Source organism: Phocaeicola sp. RTP21359st1_B8_RTP21360_211022 (assembly GCF_040911965.1).
Taxonomy (GTDB): Bacteria; Bacteroidota; Bacteroidia; order Bacteroidales; family Bacteroidaceae; genus Phocaeicola; species Phocaeicola vulgatus.
Genome location: NZ_JBDFXP010000002.1, coordinates 143,183 through 166,607, shown reverse-complemented (window position 1 = coordinate 166,607; position 23,425 = coordinate 143,183). Strand labels below are relative to the sequence as shown.

The following is a 23,425-nucleotide window of genomic DNA, read 5'->3' as shown; positions in this document are numbered from 1 at the left end:
ATACACAAGATATGTTTCTTTGTCAGTACATCGTTTTTCCTAAAATAGTATAAATGAAACCTGCGACTGAAATCAGCATCACTACAATACCAATCACACGGTTCAAAATCCAAATGCCGCGTAAATTAAAACGGGTGCGTACTTTATTGACAAAATACGTAATTCCGAACCACCAGAGAAGAGCCCCCAATACAATAGCCAAATACCCCACCAGTTGAAAGCCTATGGGACTGCCCGGCATCACAAAAGAAAAACGGGCAAACAAACCTATAAACAGGAATATAATGAGGGGGTTGGAGAGAGTCACAAAAAAAGCAGTAACAAAATTATGAAGATAACTGCCCGGGGTAGAAGATACAGGACGGATAGACTGGACAGGATTACTACGGAAAGTATAAATACCGAAAAAGAACAGCATGATACTGCCGATAATTTGTAACAAAACTTGGTTCTTTGCCAAGAAATCATCCATAAAACTCATGCCATAACCTGTAATCAAGGCATAGCCTATATCACTAAGGGCAGCTCCCAGACCGGTAACAAATCCATACCATCGTCCCTTGTTCAGTGTGCGCTGTATACAAAGTACCCCAACAGGACCTAACGGCGCAGAAACCACTACACCGACGATAAGCCCTTTCACCAATAAATCGAGTATGGTTACTTGTTCTATCCAATTCATGCTGCAAAGATGCTACTTTTTTACGAAAGTACCTATATTTACGCTCAAAATTCTTTCATACCCCGTCTCTTTTATATAACTTTGCACCTTATTAATAGACCCTTGATATTAGAACTAGTTTTCAATTAACAAAACAACTATAAAAGTGCTATGATTCTATTTTTCAGAACACCCACTAAAAGTGTAATAGCAACAGAAGTCAGCCAGGAACTGGCTTCTGAGGATATTCAGAAATTAAGCTGGCTTTATGGTGAAGCCACTGTAGAGAACGAAGAGAACCTGAAAGGTTGCTTCATCGGACCGCGTCGGGAAATGATTACTCCCTGGAGTACAAATGCTGTAGAAATCACTCAGAACATGGGTCTTACAGGTGTCTTACGCATTGAGGAATATTTCCCTGTAAAAGACGAAAACGCCGAGTACGATCCTATGCTGCAACGTATGTATAAGGGATTGAACCAGGAGATTTTCACAGTCAACATCAAACCCCAGCCGATTGTTCACATCGAGAACCTCGAAGAATACAATGAAAAAGAAGGTCTGGCACTTTCCCGTGAGGAAATGGACTATTTGCTGAAGGTTGAAAAAGATTTGGGACGTAAATTAACCGATTCCGAAGTATTCGGCTTCGCACAGATCAATTCCGAGCATTGCCGCCATAAGATATTCGGCGGAACATTCATTATTGATGGTCAGGAAATGGAGTCTTCCTTGTTCCAGATGATCAAGAAAACGACTGCTGAAAATCCCAACAAGATTATTTCCGCTTATAAAGATAATGTAGCATTTGCCGAAGGACCGATAGTAGAGCAATTCTCTCCGGCCGATCATTCCACTTCCGATTATTTCATTATCAAAGATATCAAGACTGTTATCTCACTGAAAGCCGAAACACATAACTTCCCGACAACCGTAGAACCATTCAACGGTGCATCTACCGGTACCGGTGGTGAGATCCGTGACCGTATGGGCGGTGGCAAGGGCTCATGGCCCATTGCTGGTACTGCCGTTTATATGACCTCTTATCCCCGTACTGATGAGGGACGCGAATGGGAAGACATCCTTCCTGTCCGCCAATGGTTATACCAGACTCCGGAACAGATCTTAATCAAGGCTTCCAACGGTGCTTCCGATTTCGGTAACAAATTCGGTCAACCGCTGATTTGTGGTTCTGTACTGACATTCGAGCACCAGGAAAACGGCGAGAAGTATGCATACGACAAAGTGATTATGCTGGCAGGAGGAGTAGGTTACGGTACTCAGCGCGACTGTCTGAAAGGACATCCCGAAAAAGGAAATAAAGTCGTTGTAATGGGTGGTGATAACTATCGCATCGGCTTGGGTGGAGGTTCGGTCTCTTCTGTTGAGACAGGCCGGTACTCATCGGGAATCGAACTAAACGCCGTTCAACGTGCCAATGCGGAAATGCAAAAACGTGCCTATAATGTAGTCCGTGCATTGTGTGAAGAAGATAACAACCCGATTGTTTCCATTCACGACCACGGTTCGGCCGGCCACGTGAATTGTTTATCCGAACTGGTAGAAGAAAACGGTGGATTAATTCATATGGACAAACTACCTATCGGTGACCAGACTTTGTCTGCCAAAGAAATTATCGCCAACGAATCTCAGGAACGTATGGGATTGCTGATTGACGAGTCGGCTATTGAACATGTACAAAAAATTGCTGATCGCGAACGTGCGCCGATGTATACCGTAGGTGAAACAACCGGAGACGCCCGCTTTGCCTTTGAACAGGCCGATGGGGTACGTCCGTTCGATCTGGCAGTAGATCAGATGTTCGGTTCTTCTCCGAAAACCTACATGGTTGACAAGACCGTAGAGCGCCATTATGAAAATGTTTCATACGAAACTTCCAAATTAAATGAATATATCCGCCGCGTACTTCAGCTGGAAGCTGTTGCTTGCAAAGATTGGTTAACCAATAAAGTAGACCGTTCCGTAACCGGTAAAATCGCTCGCCAACAATGTCAAGGTGAAATTCAGTTGCCTCTGAGCGATTGTGGTGTAGTAGCTCTCGACTATCGTGGCGAAAAAGGTATAGCAACTTCTCTAGGCCATGCTCCCCAAGCCGCCTTAGCCAATCCGGCCGCAGGCTCTGTTTTGTCGGTAGCCGAAGCACTGACTAATATCGTATGGGCTCCGATGGCGGAAGGATTGGACAGCATTTCCTTGTCTGCCAACTGGATGTGGCCATGCCGCGCACAGGAAGGTGAAGACGCCCGCCTGTACACTGCCGTAAAAGCCCTTTCCGATTTCTGCTGCTCATTGCAAATCAATGTACCGACCGGAAAAGATTCTTTGTCTATGACTCAGAAATATCCTAACGGTGAAAAGATCATCAGTCCGGGAACTGTCATCGTTTCTGCCGGCGGTGAAGTTTCGGATGTGAAGAAAGTGGTTTCTCCTGTATTGGTAAATGATGAAAAGAGCACTATCTACCATATTGATTTCAGTTTTGACAAGTTACGTCTGGGAGGTTCTGCTTTTGCACAATCACTGAACAAAGTAGGTGACGATGTACCGACTGTACAAAATCCTGAATATTTCCGCGACGCATTCCTGGCTGTACAAGAATTAGTAAATAAAGGTCTGATTATGGCCGGTCACGATATTTCTGCCGGTGGTCTTATTACTACACTGCTTGAAATGTGCTTCTCGAATATGGAAGGTGGTATGGAAATCAGCCTGAACAAGATTAAGGAAGATGACATTATCAAGATATTGTTCGCCGAAAATCCGGGTATTGTTATCCAGGTAAAAGATAAGCACAAAGAAGAAGTGAAAAAGATCTTGGAAGACGCAGGCATAGGCTACGTAAAATTAGGTAAACCGACTGAAGAACGGCATATCCTGGTAGAAAAGGGAGATGCGACTTACCAGTTCGGCATAGACTATCTGCGCGATGTATGGTATTCTACCTCTTACTTGCTAGACCGCAAGCAGAGCATGAACGGCTGCGCCAAAAAACGTTTCGAGAACTACAAGAAACAACCTTTGGAATTTGTATTCGACAAATCATTCACCGGCAAACTTTCACAATTCGACCTTAACCCCGACCGTCGTACTCCGACAGGTATCAAAGCGGCTATTATCCGTGAAAAAGGAACCAATGGCGAACGCGAAATGGCCTACATGCTCTATTTGGCAGGATTTGATGTGAAGGATGTAACAATGACCGATCTGGTCAGCGGACGTGAGACATTAGAGGACATCAATTTCATCGTATTCTGCGGTGGGTTCTCTAATTCGGACGTTTTAGGTTCTGCCAAAGGATGGGCCGGAGCTTTCTTGTTCAATCCCAAAGCCAAAGCTGCATTGGATAACTTCTATGCACGCAAAGATACATTGTCATTGGGCGTATGTAACGGCTGCCAGCTGATGATAGAATTAAACCTGATTAACCCAGACTTCACCAAGAAAGCGAAAATGCTGCACAATGATTCACATAAATTCGAATCCAAGTTTGTAGGTGTTACTGTTCCTATGAATAGAAGCGTCATGTTCGGTTCGTTAAGCGGAAGCAAGCTTGGCATCTGGGTAGCCCATGGAGAAGGTAAATTCTCATTGCCATATCATGAAGATAAATACAATGTTGTATTGAAATACTCATACGATGAGTATCCCGGCAATCCGAACGGTTCAGATTACAGCGTAGCCGGTCTGGCCAGTCCTGACGGTCGCCATTTGGCCATGATGCCTCATCTGGAACGCTCTTGTTTCCCATGGCAAAATGCTTATTATCCGGCTGATAGAATAAAGAACGATCAGATTACTCCATGGATGGAAGCATTTGTCAATGCTAGAAAATGGATTGAGATGAACAAAAAATAAAAACGATTTGTTATATTTACTAAAAAAGCGGTGAGTCATACTGATTACCGCTTTTTTTGTATATAACAGATTTTGATATGTTAAGGGAAATTACGAACTTTGTAAGGATTTTGCCTCCTAATAATATGAGAAGAATTCTTTTACTTATATGCCTTTTTGTTATTTTGGTAACACCTGCCGTTGCTCAACTATACCAGTATCTGGATACTCAGAATGGTTTGAGCAGCCGTAGAGTTTTATCTATACGAAAAGATAAAAAGGGCTATATGTGGTTTCTCACTCACGAAGGAATAGACAGGTACAACGGAAAACAATACACACACTATAGCTTAACAGCCAACGGAAAACTATTGAACTTTTTTCCTAACTTGAACACTTTGCAAACAGATACGGCAGGAGTGGTTTGGGAGATAGGAAAAACCGGTCATCTATTCAGGTACAATTCCTTACAAGATAAATTTGAACTAGTTTGCGATTTTGCCAGTAAGGACAAAAGCAACAGCGGACTGCCGCTCACCGCTTCATTTCTTGACTCCAAAGACAACAATATATTGCTTTGCACTAAAAACAAACAATATCTTTTCGACATAGATACCCATGAACTTATTCAACTGGAAAGTCCTATCAAGGAAGAAATCACATATATTGCAAAATCTACGAACAACCAATATTTTCTGGCATCCAGCCACAAGATTTACTGTGCAAAACTGAATCATGGCCGATTAGAAACAATCAAGCATCCGGAACTGGATAATTTTCATATAGTGAACTACATCTATTTTCATCCGGAAACCCAAATGCTAGTAATAGGTACCTTGCTGGATGGTATTTATCTATACAATATCCATAGCCGCCAACTGATTGATGTACACAACGGACTACAAGACATTAATGTCAACTCTATCATAGCAAGTAAAGAAAATGAAAACGAGGTGCTAATAGCAACTAATGGCGCAGGCGTATATAAATTAAACTTGGGCACTTACGAATTGACAAATTTTCTAAATGCCGACCACAACCATTCCAATAAAATGAACGGTAATATCATTAATGATATCTATATTGATGATGATCAAAAATTATGGATGGCAGTCTATCCTATAGGAATTACTGTATATTCCGAGAAATATCCCGGATATAAATGGATACAGCACTCTTACGACAATCCCAACTCACTGATAGATAACCAAGTGAACTATATATTGGAAGATTCTGAAGGAGATATTTGGTATGCGACCAATAATGGCGTATGTTGCTACCGTCCTTCCACCAAACAATGGACGAATTTATTATCAACTTATCAGCATGACACACCTAATCAAAATCATGTATTTATCTCTATATGTGAATCCCGGCCAGGAATTATTTTAGTAGGAGGATATATGTCGGGAATGTACAAAATAGATAAGAAAAACATGACCACACAATATTTTATTCCCCAGACATTAAATGATGACACCATAAAACCGGATAAATATATTCGTTGTATTTATAAGGATTGGGATAATCTGATTTGGGCCGGAGGATATTACAATTTAAAAAGTTATGATATGGATACAAAGGAAATGCATTGTTATAAAATGGATTTCCCTATCACCTATATCACCAATAAGGACGCCCACAATTTATGGATAGGAACTATCAATGGATTGTATCAGTTCAATAAGGTCAATCAAGAGCTCAAAGCGGTGAATCTAGACTCCGAACTAGGCTGCATAAATACTATTTATCAAAGTAAAAAGAACATCACTTTCATTGGTACACATGGTTCCGGTATATGGATTTACAACAATTATACAGAAAAAGTAACTAATTACCATGTCAATAATTCAGCTCTGATATCTAATAATATTCATTGCATACTGTCTACTTTGGAAGACGATTTGATCATTAGTACAGAAAAAGGGTTGACCCGTTTCAAAACAAAAGAAAAAATATTCTCTAACTGGACAAAAGAACAAGGGTTGATGTCTACCAGCTTTAATCAAGCTGCCGGAGTACATACACGCGATAAAAAATTTATTTTCGGATGTGGAGACGGAGCCATTGAACTGGCAGATACCGTCACGCTGCCTCATCAATTCAAATCCAAAATGGTATTTGATAATTTCCGACTGCTCTATCAGAAAGTAATGCCCGGTGAAAAAGGTTCCCCTTTAAAAAAAGAAATTGATGATACCCGGCATATCATACTGAATTACGACCAGAATATTTTTTCATTGGATGTGTCTTCCATCAATTATGATAATCCCTCCAACATCGTCTATTCCTGGAAACTGGAAGGGTTTTATGATGAATGGACTTCACTCACGAACAATAACCGCATACGTTACACTAATATCGGTCCCGGTAAGTATAAATTAAGAGTGAGAGCCATCCTGATGGATGATCACCATTTGTTAGAAGAACGTTCACTTTTCATAACCGTAACCCCACCTTGGTGGGCTACTTTTTGGGCAGGCATTCTTTATCTGATCATTTTTATACTGGTCGGAGTAATTGTCTTACGTTATTTGTGGCTTAGGAAAGACAGAAACAATTCAAAAGAAAAAATCCGGTTCTTTATCAACACGGCGCATGATATACGTACACCGCTGACTTTGATAAAAGCTCCTTTGGGAGAGATTCTTAAAAACGAAAACCTGTCCGAACAGGGAAGAATCAATATCAACCTAGCTATACAAAATACAGACAATCTGTCTGAGTTAGCCAGTAATCTGATTAATTTTGAAAAAGAGGAACTGTATACCTCCACTGTATATGTATCCCGATACGAATTGAACAACTATATCAAAAACTATTTGGAACAGTTCAATTTATATGCCCGCAAAAGACAGATAAATATCATATTTGAAACTAATTTCGAAAGCCAGGAAGTATGGCTGGACAGAAACAAGATGGATTCCATTATCCGTAACCTGATGACAAATGCCTTGAAATATACCTGTCAGGGGGGCAATGTCACTGTGCAAACTCAGAAAAATAAAAGTCATTGGTTCATCACTATTACAGATACAGGAATCGGGATCCCCGCCAATGAACAAAAGAAAATGTTCAAAAGCCTATTCAGAGGGAATAATGCCATCAATCTGCAAATCACAGGAAGCGGCATCGGCATGCTGCTTACCTACAAACTGATAAAAAGCCATGCCGGCAAAATATCAATGAGCAGTATAGAGAATGTAGGAACTACCTTCAAACTGGCATTCCCTATCAAAAGTCGGAAATACAACTACCGTATATTCAAAAAAGCTGATGTAATTGACCCGCTGCCTGTCATCGAAGGCAATCCGGAAGAACTGGTGAAAGAGATCAAAAACAAGCCGGTCAAAACACATGCCGCTTCCATTCTGATAGTGGAAGATAATATGGAATTGCGTACTTTCCTATTGCATACACTATCGGAAGATTATCATGTGTCTGATGTAGGAAACGGGCAAGAAGCACTGGATTTTATCAAAGAGCGACAACCTGATCTGATACTGTCGGATGTAATGATGCCTATCATGAATGGAGACAAAATGTGCAATATATTGAAAAGTAATATTGAAACCAGTCATATACCTATCATATTGCTGACCGCATTGAACGATAAAGAAAGTATTATCAAAGGCTTACAGACCAAAGCCGATAAATACATAGTCAAACCATTTGACATGGAAGTACTGAAAGCAAACATAACCAACGTTCTGGCGAACAGGGAAATCATGAAAAAGCGTTTCTCACAATTCAAATTCAATGCAGACGAGGTATCAGATGATCCGACGGTCAGTTTGGAACAGGAATTTCTTTTAAAAGCTACCGACATCATAAAAAGTAGTATAAACAAAGAAATGAACGTAGAAAACCTATGTGATGCAATGAATATGAGCCGGAGTAGTTTATACAATAAAATAAAGGCCTTAACCAATGATTCGCCCAGTGACTTTATACGTAAAGTACGTATGAACGAAGCTAGCATTTTATTGAAAAGCAAACGTTATACCGTATCCGAAGTTTCGGATATGATGGGATTCAGTGATCCCAAATATTTTACGGATACATTTAAGAAATACTACGGAGTTCCACCAAGCACTTATATGAAACAAAATTAAAAAAATGAATTTCTATTTACAATCATTTCTTATCTTCCTAAAAATAGGACTATTTACTATTGGCGGAGGATATGCTATGGTTCCCCTAATTCAAGATGAAATAGTGGACAAACGAAAATGGATTGACAAAGAGGATTTTATTGATTTATTAGCCCTCACTCAGTCTGTACCCGGAATATTTGCTGTAAATATTGCCATATTTATCGGATATAAATTGCGTAAATTCCGTGGAGCATTGGCAATGGCTTTAGGCACAATACTCCCCTCTTTCTTTATCATATTGGCAATTGCCTTGTTCTTTCAACAGTTCAAACAATACCCAATTGTAGAGAATATATTCAAGGGAATTCGCCCGGCGGTAGTAGCCCTTATTGCAGCTCCCACTTTCTCCATGGCAAAATCCGCCAAGATAAACCGTTACACTGTCTGGATACCAATAGTATCCGCATTGCTTATCTGGGTATTGGACGTGTCTCCAGTCTACATTATCATAATAGCGGGCGTGGGAGGTTTTATATATGGCAAGTACAAACATAAATATTCATCCAAATGATTTTTCTATATTTATTCTACACATTCTGTAAAATAGGGCTCTTCGGTTTCGGAGGAGGCTATGCCATGTTGTCCATGATACAAGGAGAAGTAGTAACAAGATATAATTGGATCAGTGCCAGCGAATTTACAGATATCATCGCTATCAGCCAAATGACACCGGGTCCCATTGGCATCAACTCTGCTACTTATGTGGGATATACTGCGGTATTGAATGCAGGCTACAATGAAAGCTGGGCTATATTCGGTTCTTGCATAGCTACTTTTGCTGTAGTTTTTCCATCGTTCATATTAATGGTAATCATCAGCCGGTTCTTCTTGAAATACCAAAAGCATCCGGTTGTAGAAGCCGTATTCAAAGGGTTGCGTCCGGCAGTAGTAGGTCTGCTGGCAGCAGCTGCACTCGTCTTGATGAATGCTGAAAACTTCGGCAGTTATCAAATAGATTTGTATCAATTCATCATCAGTATAATTATTTTTCTAGTAACCTTTATAGGTACACGGAAATACAAAATCAATCCTATATTAATGATTATACTTTGCGGAGTGGCAGGGTTCCTGCTTTACTGAGAATAGGACGATTATGGGAAATCATCAAAAAAATCCGTATGATTGGCTCCGGAAATAATCATCAACTCTTTGTCATCACTGATTAGATAAAGCCGCAATAGATGGATTACAGATGTTATAACCTTTTCCTGATTTCAACATAAACAATATAGCACCCGGAAAACAGGCGGCATACAAATCAACTGCCACTGCCCCGGAATTCTTTATTCATCGATAGGACGTGAATATAATACCCAGGCAGTGGCAGTAAAAATAAAATCTAAAATTAAAGAAACACTCCCGCTTCTTACAGTTTTACTTTCTTTTTAGTACCCTTCGACTCATTGTGCAAACGGTCCAACGCTGTCACCACATACTGGTACTTCGTTTTTCCATCGTTATAAGGTAATGGATAAAAATGGTCACGGGTAATGGCTACAATATGGGAAGCATCATCCAAATTGACTTTTTCTTTTTTATCAAAGCGATAAACCACATACTGTACAGCTTTGTCCATCTCGTCCTTTGCCTTCGGAGCTGTCCAGAAGAGTACCGGACCTTCATACGTCCATACCATCTTCACCTTCTTTACTTTACCTGGAGCCTTATCGTCCATAAAAGGAGATTCAGGAATCAAAGCCGGATAACGATGATACTCCTTCTCCAGCATAGTGCGGTAATTGCCGGCATTATCCACCACTGCAGCAGCATACCATTGACAACTTCCCTGCACGGTAGGAAGCGACCGTTGCAACTTCATTTTGGCAGGCATCTGGTTTTGTAACGGATTACGGGCATCCGCCTTGTTCACCGTACGCATCACATCCTGACCGATAAATAACGGACGCGAAGCGGCATGTCTTGCCCACCAATGTATCAAGTTGTCATAATCGGCAGCAGGATGACCTATTTCCCAATAAATCTGAGGGATATTATAATCTACCCAACCATTATTAATCCACATCAGCACATCTGCATACAAATCATCATAATTCTGAAGACCGCGTGTATCACTTCCATTCGGATCATTTTTCTTGTTGCGGTAGATACCAAAAGGAGAAACACCGAACTTCACCCACGGCTTACACTCGCGCACAGTTTCGTGAATTTCCTTTATCAGCACATTCACGTTGTCACGGCGCCAATCGGCTTTATTACTGTATCCGCGACCATATTGCGCAAAACTGACATGATCAGGAAAATCTTCGCCCGGGTTGGGATAAGGATAGAAATAATCATCCATATGAATGGCATCCACATCATAACGGGTAACAATATCGCGCACAATCTTGCAAATGTATTTACGGTTTTCGGGCAAAGCCGGATCAAAATAAAGTTGCCCAGCATAATTCACGAAACGTTCCGGATTCTTATTATACGGATGAATGGGTGATAAGGCAGTAGTTCCCTTTGTCTTGGCACGGTAAGGGTTAATCCAGGCATGGAACTCCATTCCACGCTTATGGCATTCATCAATCATGAACTGCATCGGGTCCCAGTAAGGTGAAGGCACTCTGCCCTGCACTCCTGTAAGAAAGCGGCTCCACGGCTCATAAGAAGATTTATACAAGGCATCGGCTTCTGCACGTACCTGAAAAATTATCGCATTAATGCCTGCGCCCTGCAGACTGTTTAGTTGATTTATTAACAGCCGCTGTATCTTCTCTGTCGGCATTCCCTGGAACTGTCCATTCACACACTGAATCCATGCACCGCGGAACTCACGTTTAGGATAACGTGTCTGAGCACTGACAACAAAAGTAAAAAGTAGTGCTATCAATAAAAGAAGAATAGTTTTTGCTCTCATTTTGTTATTCTTGTTTAATACGCTTGCAAAGATAAGAAAACTTATAATTATCTTTGCATATTAAACCAAATTCAATAAAGAATGTCAGAAAGTAACTATATATCCATAAAAGGAGCAAAGGTAAACAACCTCAAAAACATCGATGTAAACATTCCACGCAACAAGCTGGTCGTCATCACGGGACTATCCGGTTCCGGAAAATCATCCTTGGCTTTTGATACATTATACGCTGAAGGTCAGCGACGCTATGTAGAAAGCCTGTCATCATACGCCCGCCAATTTCTGGGCCGCATGAGCAAGCCTGAGTGTGATTTCATCAAAGGTATACCACCCGCTATCGCCATAGAGCAAAAAGTGAACAGCCGCAATCCTCGTTCCACCGTGGGTACTTCCACCGAAATATATGAGTATCTGCGACTGCTCTATGCACGCGTGGGGAAGACTTATTCCCCCATTAGCGGGCAACTGGTGAAAAAACATAGTATTGAAGATATTGTAAACTGTATGCTTTCCTTTCCTAAAGGAACGAAATACACGGTTCTCACTCCTATGATGCCCCGTGAAGGCCGTACACTGCTCCAGCAACTGGAAATGGACTTGAAACAAGGATTTACCCGTATAGAGGTGAACCGTGAAATAGTCCGTATAGAAGATTTTCTGCAACAAACAGCTGCCGAAGATAAAAAACAAAACATCTATCTGCTGGTAGATCGCATGACAGCCGATGATAGCAAAGACAGTATCAGCCGCCTCACCGATTCTGCCGAAACGGCCATGTACGAGGGAGACGGGAATTGCCTCCTCCGCTTCTACTCTGCTGACGGAAGTACGCAGCTGTTCTCTTTCAGCACTAAATTCGAGGCCGACGGAATTAAATTCGAAGAACCGAATGACCAAATGTTTTCATTCAATTCCCCTCTCGGCGCTTGTCCCGAATGCGAAGGCTTCGGTAAAGTGATAGGTATAGATGAACATTTGGTGATTCCAAACCGTGCTCTGAGTGTATATGACGGAGCTGTCCTTTGCTGGCGTGGTGAAAAGATGGGGGAATGGCTACAGGAATTCATTCATGAAGCTCCCGCCCACGATTTCCCCATCTTCGCCCCTTATTATGAACTGACACAGGAACAAAAAGATTATTTATGGCATGGACCTAGAAATAAGGCCTGTATAGATTCTTTCTTCAAAATGCTGGAAGAAAACCAATATAAAATACAATATCGTGTGATGCTGGCACGATACAGGGGAAAAACTATTTGTCCTGTCTGCCACGGAACACGCTTGAAAAAAGAAGCCGGTTATGTAAAAGTAGGTGGAAAATCCATCTCTCAACTGGTTGACTTACCTATTCACGACTTAAAAGAATTCTTCCGCACTCTAGAACTAGATGCACATGACACAGCCATCGCCAAACGGATCTTAACGGAAATTACCAACCGCATCAACTTCCTCATGGATGTGGGTTTGGGATATCTTACACTGAACCGTCTCAGCAACTCGCTCTCCGGCGGTGAAAGCCAGCGCATCAATCTGGCCACCTCATTAGGCAGCAGCTTGGTAGGCTCACTCTATATCCTGGATGAGCCCAGTATCGGATTACACAGCCGTGACACCGACCGGCTGATAAAAGTACTTCGTCAGTTACAGGAACTGGGAAATACCGTAGTAGTGGTAGAACATGATGAAGAAATAATCCGTGCTGCCGATTATATCATTGATATCGGTCCTCAAGCAGGACGTTTAGGAGGACAAATAGTATATCAAGGCAACATGAACGATCTTCAAAGAAACAGTAACAGTTATACGGTGCGCTATTTGTTGGGAGAAGAAAACATAGAGATTCCCCGATGCCATCGTCCGTGGAACAATTATATAGAAATAAAAGGTGCGCGTGAAAACAACCTTAAAGGCATTGACGTAAAATTTCCACTGAATGTAATGACGGTAGTTACGGGAGTCAGCGGTTCGGGGAAGAGTACGTTGGTACGTGATGTCTTTTACAAGGCATTGAAACGCGAATATAGTGAAGCTAGCGAACGGCCGGGTGAGTTCATCTCTTTGGAAGGAGATGTACAGCTGGTGAAAGATATTGAATTTGTAGACCAGAACCCTATCGGAAAATCATCACGCAGCAATCCGGTAACCTATGTAAAAGCATACGACGAAATACGAAAACTCTTTGCCGAACAGCCTCTTGCCAAGCAAATGGGATATACTGCCGGATATTTCTCATTCAATACCGAAGGCGGGCGCTGTGAGGAATGCAAAGGTGACGGTACGGTAACCGTTGAAATGCAATTTATGGCAGATTTGGTACTAGAATGTGAGTCTTGTCATGGAAAACGTTTCAAGAGCGACACGCTGGAAATAAAATTCCAAGACAAGAGCATCTATGACATTCTGGAAATGACAGTGAATCAAGCCATTGAATTCTTTGCCGAATACAATCAAAAAAAGATAGTGAAGAAACTAATTCCATTACAAGAAGTGGGATTGGGATATATAAAGTTAGGACAAGCCTCCTCCACTCTTTCCGGCGGCGAGAACCAACGCGTAAAACTAGCTTATTTTCTGAGCATAGAGAAAGCACAACCCACTATTTTTGTATTCGATGAACCAACCACAGGTCTGCATTTTCATGATATCAAGAAACTGCTGGAAGCATTTGAAGCCTTAATCAGCCGCGGACATACCATTATCATTATCGAGCATAATATGGATGTGATAAAATGTGCCGACCATGTGATTGACCTAGGACCCGAAGGAGGAAATATGGGAGGAAATCTGGTAATTGCGGGCACTCCGGAAGAGGTTGCAGCATGTGCGGCATCTTATACGGGACAGTTTTTACGTGAAAAACTGGCGATGGATTCTCCTGATTGATTTTTTATTCACCGTTGATTGTCCAAACTGACACAAATTATTAAATATGATTATACGCAATATACCACTAGATGATAAATGGGAATTTAAAAGTGATTTATTCTGTTCTGTAAATTTAGCATTTTGTGGTATGATTGCAGAATCATTTTACTAAAAATCTGTTTTAATGTTTTCCACATTGTCAATCTAAACGAAAATATGAGTAAATTTAGAATTGAATTAACAACCTTATAAATCAACAGAATATGAAAAAACTTTTTTTACTACTCTTGCTGTTCCCTTTCCTATTGGGATGTTCACAAAAAGAGAAAGAATTCACCGTTCTTCAATGGAACATTTGGCAAGAAGGAACTGTAATTCCCGGTGGTTACGACGCTATTGTGAATGAAATAGCCCGTCTTCGTCCGGACTTCGTCACATTGAGCGAAGTACGTAATTACGAAAACACCAATTTCACTGCCCGCCTAGTGCAATCATTAAAGGAAAAAGGAGAAACCTATTATTCCTTCTATACCTATGATACAGGTCTGTTAAGCCGATACCCCATCACTGATTCATTAACCGTTTTTCCCGAAAAGAATGACCACGGCAGTATCTATCGCCTTACAGCCGATATGAACGGACAGAAAATAGCAGTCTATACCGCTCATCTTGATTATTTGGATGACGCCTATTATAATGTACGCGGATATGATGGTTCTACTTGGGAAGAAATCCCTATCCCCACTACCGTAGAAGAAGTATTAAAGAGAAATGTAGCCTCACAACGCGATGACGCCATCAGACTATTCATTGAACAGGCAAAAAAAGATCGTGCAGCCGGCTACACCATCATTTTAGGAGGAGATTTTAATGAACCTTCACATCAAGATTGGACTGAAGAAACCAAAGACCTGTATGACCATCATGGCTTTGTAATCCCCTGGACAGTTCCTGTCCTGTTAGACGAAGCCGGATTGAAAGACGCCTATCGAGAATTCTATCCAGATGTATTAAACTATCCCGGCTTCACTTATCCTTCGGATAATCCGGCAAAGCCCGCCGACAAAATAACCTGGGCTCCCAAAGCAGATGAACGCGACCGTATAGATTACATTTGGTATTATCCCGAAAAGGGGTTGAAAGTGAAAGACGCCGCCATTTTCGGTCCGAAAAATTCCATAGTCCGTGCACAGCGTGTTCAGGAAACATCTAAAGACAAGTTTATAGAACCATTGGGCGTATGGCCTACAGACCATAAAGGAGTACTGGTTACTTTCCAATATCCCGCCAAATAATATCGTTTTTCCCAATATTTCTGTTATCTTTGTCCAATAACCTAATTTATTATCCTATGACCAAATGTACACATAAGCAGTTAATGACCGCCTGTATGTTAGCAGGCACATTGATGTTGGGAGCATGTACCAGTACTCCCCCTGTAACAAAAGAGGTATCCATTGTACCCATAACCAACCATCTGGAGGAAACAAACGGTGCTTTTGTATTGAAAAGTAATACCTCCATCGGTGTTATTGACGCCGAACTAATTCCCGCAGCCGAGTATTTGGCCGATATGCTTTCCGGTGCCACAGGCTACGACCTTAAAGTAAAAGAAGGCGAAGGAACCATCACCCTTGCCTTGGGGGATGTTCAAGGAAAAGAAGGTGCCTATACCCTGACAGCCGAGAGCGATAAGGTCAACATTACAGGTAACTCTTACGGAGGTGTCATTGCAGGTATCGAATCCCTCAGACAGCTGTTTCCCCCGCAAATAGAATCTAAAGAAATTGTTAAAGGTACAGACTGGGCCATACCGGCCGTTAACATTCAAGATGCCCCCCGCTTTGAATGGAGAGGCATCATGCTGGACGTATCCCGCCATTTCTACACAATAGATGAGGTGAAAGAATTACTGGATGTCATGGCCCTTTACAAGATGAATAAATTCCACTGGCATCTTACCGATGACCAAGGATGGCGTATCGAAATCAAGAAATATCCTTTACTGACGGAAAAAGGAGCCTGGCGCAAATTCAATTCCCATGACCGCGAATGCATACGTCAGTCAAAGACTGACAACAATCCGGATATGGCAATTCCCGAAGACAAGATACGCATCGTAGAAGGTGACACCCTATATGGAGGCTACTACACTCAGGAAGATATCAAGGATGTCATAGCATACGCCAAAATACGAGGCATAGATATTATTCCCGAAATTGATATGCCGGGACACATGCTGGCAGCTGTGAGTAACTATGAAGGTGTTTCCTGTTTTAACGAAACCGGTTGGGGAAGCGTCTTCTCCTCACCTGTTTGTCCGGGGAAAGACTCTGCATTGGAGTTCTGCAAGAATATTTATGCAGAACTGATAGCCCTTTTCCCCTATAAGTATGTACATATAGGAGGTGACGAAGTAGAAAAAACCAATTGGAAAAAATGTCCGGACTGCCAGAAACGTATGCATGACAATAATCTGAAAACCGAAGAAGAACTGCAATCATGGTTCATTCATGACATGGAGAGATTCTTTAACGGGAAAGGCAAAGAAATGATAGGCTGGGATGAAATCATTGAAGGCGGATTGTCTAAAACAGCCACCGTAATGTGGTGGCGCAGCTGGGTAAAAGATGCAGCGACCAAGGCAACGGCACAAGGCAACCCTGTCATTTTCACTCCTAACGGACAATTTTATTTGGATTATGCAGAAGACAAGAATTCTATGGCAAGCATTTATAATCTGGATACGACAGACAACCTGACTCCCGAGCAGCAGTCGCTGATTTTAGGAGTGCAGGGAAATATTTGGTGCGAATGGATTCCTTCCAACGCACGTATGCAATATATGGCCATTCCACGTTTGCTGGCTATTGCCGAATTAGGTTGGAGCAAACCGGAGCAAAAAGACTGGAATGCCTTCAAACAACGCCTGTCTGATCAGTTTGAACGTCTCAATATCATGGGTATCAATTACCGTATACCCGATTTGGAAGGCTTTAATGCCGTCAACGCCTTTATCGGTGAAGGAACCATCAATGTAACTTGCCTTGACCCCACTGCGGAAATTCACTATACCACTGATGGCAGTACTCCTACTTTACAATCTCCCGTATATGAAGGTCCCATCAAAGTGACTGAAACCACAGACTTTACTTTCTGCACCTTCCGCCCTAATGGAAAGAAAGGTGACATAGCCAAGACCCGTTTCATCAAAAGTGAATATACCCCCTCTGTAACTGCCGCTCCTTCCAATCCGGGTTTGAAAGCTACATGGCACGAATTTAAAGGAAATAAATGCAGTGAAATAGAAAAAGCTCCGGTCAATGGTACTTATCCAGTGGAAGACGTTATGATTCCTAAAAAAGTAAAAGGAAATATCGGACTGATTATCAAAGGATATTTCAATGCTCCTCAAGACGATATCTACACTTTTGCACTCCTGTCCGACGATGGTAGTACATTGACCATAGACAGTGAACAGATAGTAGACAATGACGGGCCTCACGGACCTAAGGAAATAGTGGGACAAAAGGCATTGGCGAAAGGATATCATCCAATGGAATTACGTTATTTCGACCAAAACGGAGGACAACTGAAATTAAAAGTAACAGGTAGTGATGGTAAAGAAATTCCGTTCACGCATCTCTATGCGCATTAATCTCACATAAAAAGTTTTTCCACCACAGATTATACAGATTTACATAGATTGAATTTCAATGAATTCTCCCATTCAATAATCTGCGTAATCTGTGGTGGAATTACATCAATCAGAAGTAAACTCCGAACCCTATCTTGAAGCCTAATTTACTAAATTCTGAAATATCACTAAAACTCAAGTCATAATATACAGACGGCTCAATAGTCACATTTCTGCCCAAGAAAAAAGCATATCCGACTTCCGGTGTCAAACAAACCAGATTCTTTTTAAATCCTACACAAGAAAGGTGCTTATACGCCATTCCCAATCCTCCATAAATACCGCAACTGGAAAAATAATAACGTCCTTGTGCACCAATACTGGTTTCATCCATTCCATGTTCTACATAATTGCCCTTAAAATTCAGCAATACAGCCACATTATCGGCTACAAACGCACCACCGGTCAAAGCGAAACCAAAATTTGTACCCTCATTCTTGCTATGAGATAGGTCAAGCCCTGTCAATGAAGCATTCACATACCATACCTCCTTCTCAAATTGAGCATGTGCACTCAGTGCAGTCATTACCAACAGCATCAAGCTGACTAAAATTTTCTTCATAATGTTGTCGTTTAATAGTTATTTTTTATTTTCCAAATCACGTTCACGTCTTTCCTCCGCCTTTTCTTTCTTACGAAGGACAATCCATAACAACGCTATTATCATATAGGATAAACCTACTGTGAGATACTTTTCCGTATCACTTATTTCCGTATTACGCGGAATAAAATAAACGGCCATCGCTGTAGTATAAACCAACAAAGCGACAGGCAACCAAATCGATTTTCTATATTTTTTCATAAACTATGCTGTTTTGTTTCCTATACCAACTTACAAACCCTATAGCGGCTACCAACGTGCAAAGACCACCGATTATATAAGATACATAATCAGAAAGTGCCAATCCTTCGGGAGCAATGCAAATATAAGTAGAACATACAGCCGTCATAAACAAGGCAGGAAACAAGGTAATATAATAATTCTTTTTCGCACGTACCAGAAAAACAGTGACCGCCCACAAAGTAAACACAGACAAAGCCTGATTACACCAGGCAAAATAACGCCATATCATATCAAATCCTGTCGCATCACGCTGACTGTACAACAATATACCGATAGTTACCGCAAAAATAGGAATACAAATCAATAAACGTTTCGCTATACTTTTTTGTTCCAAATGCATAAAATCGGCAACAATCAAACGAGCTGAACGTAAAGCGGTATCTCCACTGGTAATAGGAGCGGCAATTACCCCCAGTACAGCCAATAAACCTCCTATCGTACCCAACCATTCCTTGGTTATGCTGTCCACAATAATCGAAGCATTACTCTCCTCCATACCATTTTGATGAAAAAAACAAGTAGCGGCAGCAGCCCAAATCAATGCCACGATCCCTTCGGTCACCATCGCTCCATAAAAAATAGGACGGCCATACTTCTCATTCTTCATACAACGTGCCATCAACGGAGATTGTGTGGCATGAAAGCCACTGATTGCCCCACAAGCAATAGAAACAAACATGATAGGAAAAATTGGTAATCCGGCAGGGTGGGTATTATGCAGCCCGTCCGTAATTTCGGGCAATGCCGGATGATTCCATAACAACATCACCAAAATCCCCACCGCCATAAACAATAAAGCAATGGCAAACAACGGATATATTTTTCCTATAATCTTATCTACCGGCAACAATGTAGCCAACATATAATAGACAAATACGACTATAATCCAAAAAGTAACATCCATATACTCCGGAGTAAGTTTGGCAAGCAATCCGGCAGGTCCTGCCACAAAAACCGCTCCGACTAATATCATCAGCACAACCGTAAAACCGCGCATCAACTGCTTTGTGGGAAGGCCCAAGTAACGACCGATAATTTCCGGCAAACTCTCGCCATCATGCCGAATGGAAAGCATTCCGGACAAATAATCGTGTACCGCCCCGGCAAAAATGGTACCTAAAACAATCCACAAATAAGACGCCGTACCAAACTTCGCTCCCATTATAGCACCGAAAATAGGTCCTAAGCCGGCTATATTCAAAAATTGAATCATGAAAATCTTCCAAGTAGGAAGTGGAATAAAGTCAACACCATCCGCCATGGTCAGGGCAGGTGTCTTCCTTATCTTGTCAGGACCGAACACACGTTCCACATAACTTCCATACAAAAAGTATCCGCCTACAAGAACCAATAATGCAATAATAAAGGTTATCATATTCTATTTTTTGTTTTGTTGGGGCAAAAGTAACGAATTAATTGATTACTTCGTATCTTTGCCCTAAAATTAAAGTAAATGCGAACATTCTTTATAACTTTATTACTAGTCATAGTGAGTTTATCACCCGTTTTCTCACAACCTAAATATGAAATCCGTGCCACCTGGATCACTACGCTCGGAGGAATGGACTGGCCTCGTAACAAGGCAGTAAACGCATCAGGCATCCGGCGTCAGCAAAAAGAATTATGTGATATACTGGATCGCCTGAAAGCCGCCAATTTCAATACGGTATTGTTGCAAACCCGTCTGCGCGGAGATATGATTTATCCTTCCGCCATAGAAACTTTCGCCGAATCACTGACAGGTAGCACAGGAGGGAATCCCGGATATGACCCTTTGGCTTTCGCCATCGGAGAATGCCACAAACGCGGCATGGAACTACATGCATGGATTGTTACGATTCCTGCCGGAAACACCCGTCAAGTACAATTGCAAGGACGTAGCTCCGTAGTACGGAAAAACCGGACTATTTGCAAACTTTATAAAGGTAACTGGTACTTGGACCCGGGAAATCCGGGAACCAAAGAATATCTGTCATGCATCGTAAAAGAAATAACTTCCCGTTATGATATAGACGGCATTCATTTCGATTACATCCGCTACCCTGAGCAAGCCGACAACTTTCCCGACAAGGACACCTACCGGAAATACGGCAAAGGTAAGGAGTTGAAACAATGGCGGCGTGATAATATCACAGATATTGTGCATAGGCTCTATACCGACATCAAGACTATCAAACCCTGGGTGAAAGTCAGCAGTTCCCCTATTGGCAAATACCGAGATACCAACCGATATCCCTCCCGTGGATGGAACGCTTATCATGTAGTTTACCAAGATGCTCAGAAATGGCTAAAAGAAGGTATTCATGATGCGTTGTTCCCGATGATGTATTTTCAGGGAAATAATTTCTATCCTTTTGCATTGGATTGGAAAGAGAATTGCGGTAACCGCTGGATAGTACCAGGTTTGGGCATTTATTTCCTCTCTCCCGACGAACAAAATTGGCCGTTGGACGAAATAGTCCGCCAACTTCATTTCACCCGTCAGATAAAACTAAACGGACAAGCCTACTTCCGCAATCGTTTTCTATTGAACAACACCAAAGGCATTTGGGACGAACTCCAAGAGAATTTCTATACCACTCCGGCATTGATTCCCCCAATGACCTGGATGGACAGCATCCCCCCATCCACTCCGGCCATGCCTTCCCTGCAACTGTTGCCGGACGGCAAAATGCACATGAGCTGGCAGATTTCCACAGATAACAACGGAGGTCTTGTCACCTATCATCTTTATGCCTCGGATACCTATCCGGTAGATATCACAGATGCCGGAAACTTACTGGAAACCTATCTCACCCATACGGAATACGAATATACCCCTATTTCACCTTGGCGACAAAAACGTTATTTTGCCGTAACAGCTGCCGACCGTTTTGGAAACGAAAGTGCTCCCTTGGAACTGAATGCAATTTCAGAAACGGACATACCTTTACTAAATGACGGAGATATTCTCACCCTGCCTGAAATAAAAGAGGCAAAGACAGTGAAAATATTTACTGCTACCGGTGAAGAAATAAAATATTTTGTTTATGCACCCCAAATGTCCATAGCCTCATTACCCGGCGGATTCTATACAGTATATATCTTGAATAATGCAGGAGCACAAACCTTTGTCGGAACAATCGTAAAATAAACACATAGCAAAAAGTAAATTTGGGCAAAGCGTAGCGAAGTACATTCAAAGTGTTATTCTACGTGAAGAAAGGCAGTGCCAAACCCAACGGCAACCTGCCTCTGATGTGTTGTATCACGGTGGACGCGGAAGTTGTAACAAAATACTCAAAGATATAGGCATACAATGCGGTTTCAAGGTTTGTTTGACCTACCACGTGGCAAGACATTGTGCATTGTCTTTATCGCTCAAATTGAATGGGTTGCAAAGATTGGCTTCTTGATAGGTAACGATTTAGAAACGAGCGAAGTTCTGTATTCTGCCTTGTTAAACCCAAAGAACGCTGACTTCAAATGCAAAGGTAGTGGATTAGTTTGGATTATTATCATTCTTGTCCTTTAATCTTTTGATTTCTTTATCAAAATCACTTTCAAGCAAATCCATTTCGCGTTTGCGATAGATGGCGAATTCCTTTTCTGCCTTTTCAATCGCCTGTTTATGTGAAATACGTCCCTTATCAATCAAAACCTTTCGTTTATGGGCAATAATCTGATTATCCAATGCCTCTATCCAATCTTTCATGGTCATGGGATTCATTTCCAATGCCTGGAACTCGGCAAAGTCCAAGAAACCGGAAACAAGCAGATTCAAACGCTGGAGTTCTATTTCTGACAAATAGTTCTTGGCAATCTTCACATCATCCTTAGTCACATAGTTGCCTTTGAAGTTCATCATACCCACAAACGGCTTCTCATTATCCACACGATTGTAGATAACTTCCGCTGCCGTATTTTCGTGAACGGCATAATGGAGCTTGTTTTGCACGGTGGCAAAAAACATCTTTGTCATCTCGTCCCGTGGGTTATAGTCCGTGGCTGTGGCATATATGTCCGTAACCTGTTGATAGAAGTTACGTTCACTACTACGAATATCCCTGATGCGTTGCAGCAACTCACGGAAGTAACGATTACCCCCTTGCTTCAACCGCTCATCATCCATAGCAAATCCCTTTTGGATATATTCATGAAGCCGTTGAGTCGCCCAACGGCGAAAACGGGTTGCAACCTGAGATTGCACACGATAGCCCAAGGCGATAACCATGTCAAGATTGTAATGGTCAATGTTACGTCTCACCTGACGATTGCCTTCCCGACGAACTAACAAGAATTTCTTGTTAGTTGCTTCTGTGAATAATTCTCCGTCTTTATAGATGTTATCTACATGTTGGCTGATATTCTGTTGTGTAGTACAATATATTTCCGCCAACTGATTCTGTGTCAGCCACAAATCTTCATCGGAAAAGCGAACAGACACACGTATTATCTCATTATCGTCTTGATAAAGTATTATTTTGTTATTCTCACTCAT

The 23,425-nt window shown here is 41.7% G+C and carries 14 protein-coding genes; 8 read left to right on the top strand and 6 right to left on the bottom strand.

Annotated elements, in window-relative coordinates; genetic code table 11:
• Positions 1-22 precede the first annotated feature (22 nt).
• Positions 23-682 (bottom strand): LysE family translocator, encoded by a 660-nt coding sequence (locus tag AB5062_RS01610; RefSeq protein WP_005842995.1) that lies wholly within the window; start codon positions 680-682, stop codon positions 23-25.
• Between the two features lie 150 nt (positions 683-832).
• Here AB5062_RS01610 and purL point away from each other — a divergent pair, with 150 nt between their 5' ends.
• From purL to AB5062_RS01590, 4 genes are all read left to right on the top strand, one after another.
• Complete coding sequence (purL, locus tag AB5062_RS01605) at positions 833-4,537, top strand: phosphoribosylformylglycinamidine synthase (protein WP_032946432.1); 3,705 nt, start codon at positions 833-835, stop codon at positions 4,535-4,537.
• 77 nt (positions 4,538-4,614) lie between these two features.
• Positions 4,615-8,631, top strand: coding sequence for a hybrid sensor histidine kinase/response regulator transcription factor (locus AB5062_RS01600; RefSeq protein WP_032946431.1), 4,017 nt, complete (start codon positions 4,615-4,617; stop codon positions 8,629-8,631).
• A 4-nt stretch (positions 8,632-8,635) separates the two neighbouring features.
• Entirely contained in the window at positions 8,636-9,184 is a 549-nt protein-coding gene (locus AB5062_RS01595) for a chromate transporter (RefSeq protein ID WP_005843001.1), read from the top strand.
• Entirely contained in the window at positions 9,181-9,753 is a 573-nt protein-coding gene (locus AB5062_RS01590) for a chromate transporter (protein WP_005843003.1), read from the top strand. Before AB5062_RS01595 ends, AB5062_RS01590 begins: the two co-directional genes overlap by 4 nt.
• A gap of 286 nt (positions 9,754-10,039) precedes the next feature.
• Here the strand turns inward: AB5062_RS01590 and AB5062_RS01585 are convergent, their stop codons facing one another.
• Positions 10,040-11,539, bottom strand: coding sequence for a glycoside hydrolase family 10 protein (locus AB5062_RS01585; protein ID WP_032946429.1), 1,500 nt, complete (start codon positions 11,537-11,539; stop codon positions 10,040-10,042).
• 81 nt (positions 11,540-11,620) lie between these two features.
• Between AB5062_RS01585 and uvrA the strand changes: the two genes are divergently transcribed.
• The 3 genes from uvrA to AB5062_RS01570 all read left to right on the top strand — a co-directional run bounded on the left by uvrA (position 11,621) and on the right by AB5062_RS01570 (position 18,062).
• Positions 11,621-14,422, top strand: a complete 2,802-nt coding sequence (gene uvrA / locus AB5062_RS01580; RefSeq protein ID WP_032946428.1) for an excinuclease ABC subunit UvrA — start codon at positions 11,621-11,623, stop codon at positions 14,420-14,422.
• Positions 14,423-14,667: 245 nt separating this feature from the next.
• Complete coding sequence (locus AB5062_RS01575) at positions 14,668-15,699, top strand: endonuclease/exonuclease/phosphatase family protein (RefSeq protein WP_005843009.1); 1,032 nt, start codon at positions 14,668-14,670, stop codon at positions 15,697-15,699.
• Between the two features lie 56 nt (positions 15,700-15,755).
• Positions 15,756-18,062: a family 20 glycosylhydrolase gene (locus tag AB5062_RS01570; RefSeq protein ID WP_032938752.1), complete on the top strand. Its 2,307-nt coding sequence runs from the start codon at positions 15,756-15,758 to the stop codon at positions 18,060-18,062.
• Between the two features lie 109 nt (positions 18,063-18,171).
• On the opposite strand, the gene AB5062_RS01565 is transcribed toward AB5062_RS01570, so the two are convergent.
• The 3 genes from AB5062_RS01565 to AB5062_RS01555 are packed head-to-tail and all read right to left on the bottom strand — an operon-like array spanning position 18,172 to position 20,320.
• Positions 18,172-18,663 (bottom strand): hypothetical protein, encoded by a 492-nt coding sequence (locus AB5062_RS01565; protein WP_005851070.1) that lies wholly within the window; start codon positions 18,661-18,663, stop codon positions 18,172-18,174.
• Positions 18,664-18,681: 18 nt separating this feature from the next.
• Positions 18,682-18,903, bottom strand: coding sequence for a hypothetical protein (locus AB5062_RS01560; protein ID WP_005851069.1), 222 nt, complete (start codon positions 18,901-18,903; stop codon positions 18,682-18,684).
• On the bottom strand, positions 18,890-20,320 hold the full coding sequence (locus tag AB5062_RS01555; protein ID WP_118292401.1) for a carbon starvation protein A: 1,431 nt from the start codon (positions 20,318-20,320) through the stop codon (positions 18,890-18,892). Before AB5062_RS01555 ends, AB5062_RS01560 begins: the two co-directional genes overlap by 14 nt.
• 78 nt (positions 20,321-20,398) lie before the next feature.
• Here AB5062_RS01555 and AB5062_RS01550 point away from each other — a divergent pair, with 78 nt between their 5' ends.
• Complete coding sequence (locus AB5062_RS01550; protein ID WP_057279661.1) at positions 20,399-22,078, top strand: glycoside hydrolase family 10 protein; 1,680 nt, start codon at positions 20,399-20,401, stop codon at positions 22,076-22,078.
• A gap of 348 nt (positions 22,079-22,426) precedes the next feature.
• On the opposite strand, the gene AB5062_RS01545 is transcribed toward AB5062_RS01550, so the two are convergent.
• Complete coding sequence (locus AB5062_RS01545; RefSeq protein ID WP_057279660.1) at positions 22,427-23,425, bottom strand: virulence RhuM family protein; 999 nt, start codon at positions 23,423-23,425, stop codon at positions 22,427-22,429.

Excerpts from the sequence above, each read along its gene's own strand:
- AB5062_RS01575 (WP_005843009.1), top strand. The coding sequence starts at position 14,668 with ATGAAAAAACTTTTTTTACTACTCTTGCTGTTCCCTTTCCTATTGGGA.
- AB5062_RS01570 (WP_032938752.1), top strand. The coding sequence starts at position 15,756 with ATGACCAAATGTACACATAAGCAGTTAATGACCGCCTGTATGTTAGCA.
- AB5062_RS01550 (WP_057279661.1), top strand. The coding sequence starts at position 20,399 with ATGCGAACATTCTTTATAACTTTATTACTAGTCATAGTGAGTTTATCA.
- AB5062_RS01565 (WP_005851070.1), bottom strand. The coding sequence starts at position 18,663 with ATGAAGAAAATTTTAGTCAGCTTGATGCTGTTGGTAATGACTGCACTG.
- AB5062_RS01555 (WP_118292401.1), bottom strand. The coding sequence starts at position 20,320 with ATGATAACCTTTATTATTGCATTATTGGTTCTTGTAGGCGGATACTTT.
- purL (WP_032946432.1), top strand. The coding sequence starts at position 833 with ATGATTCTATTTTTCAGAACACCCACTAAAAGTGTAATAGCAACAGAA.
- AB5062_RS01560 (WP_005851069.1), bottom strand. The coding sequence starts at position 18,903 with ATGAAAAAATATAGAAAATCGATTTGGTTGCCTGTCGCTTTGTTGGTT.
- AB5062_RS01610 (WP_005842995.1), bottom strand. The coding sequence starts at position 682 with ATGAATTGGATAGAACAAGTAACCATACTCGATTTATTGGTGAAAGGG.
- AB5062_RS01595 (WP_005843001.1), top strand. The coding sequence starts at position 8,636 with ATGAATTTCTATTTACAATCATTTCTTATCTTCCTAAAAATAGGACTA.
- AB5062_RS01590 (WP_005843003.1), top strand. The coding sequence starts at position 9,181 with ATGATTTTTCTATATTTATTCTACACATTCTGTAAAATAGGGCTCTTC.
- AB5062_RS01600 (WP_032946431.1), top strand. The coding sequence starts at position 4,615 with ATGTTAAGGGAAATTACGAACTTTGTAAGGATTTTGCCTCCTAATAAT.
- uvrA (WP_032946428.1), top strand. The coding sequence starts at position 11,621 with ATGTCAGAAAGTAACTATATATCCATAAAAGGAGCAAAGGTAAACAAC.
- AB5062_RS01585 (WP_032946429.1), bottom strand. The coding sequence starts at position 11,539 with ATGAGAGCAAAAACTATTCTTCTTTTATTGATAGCACTACTTTTTACT.
- AB5062_RS01545 (WP_057279660.1), bottom strand. The coding sequence starts at position 23,425 with ATGAGTGAGAATAACAAAATAATACTTTATCAAGACGATAATGAGATA.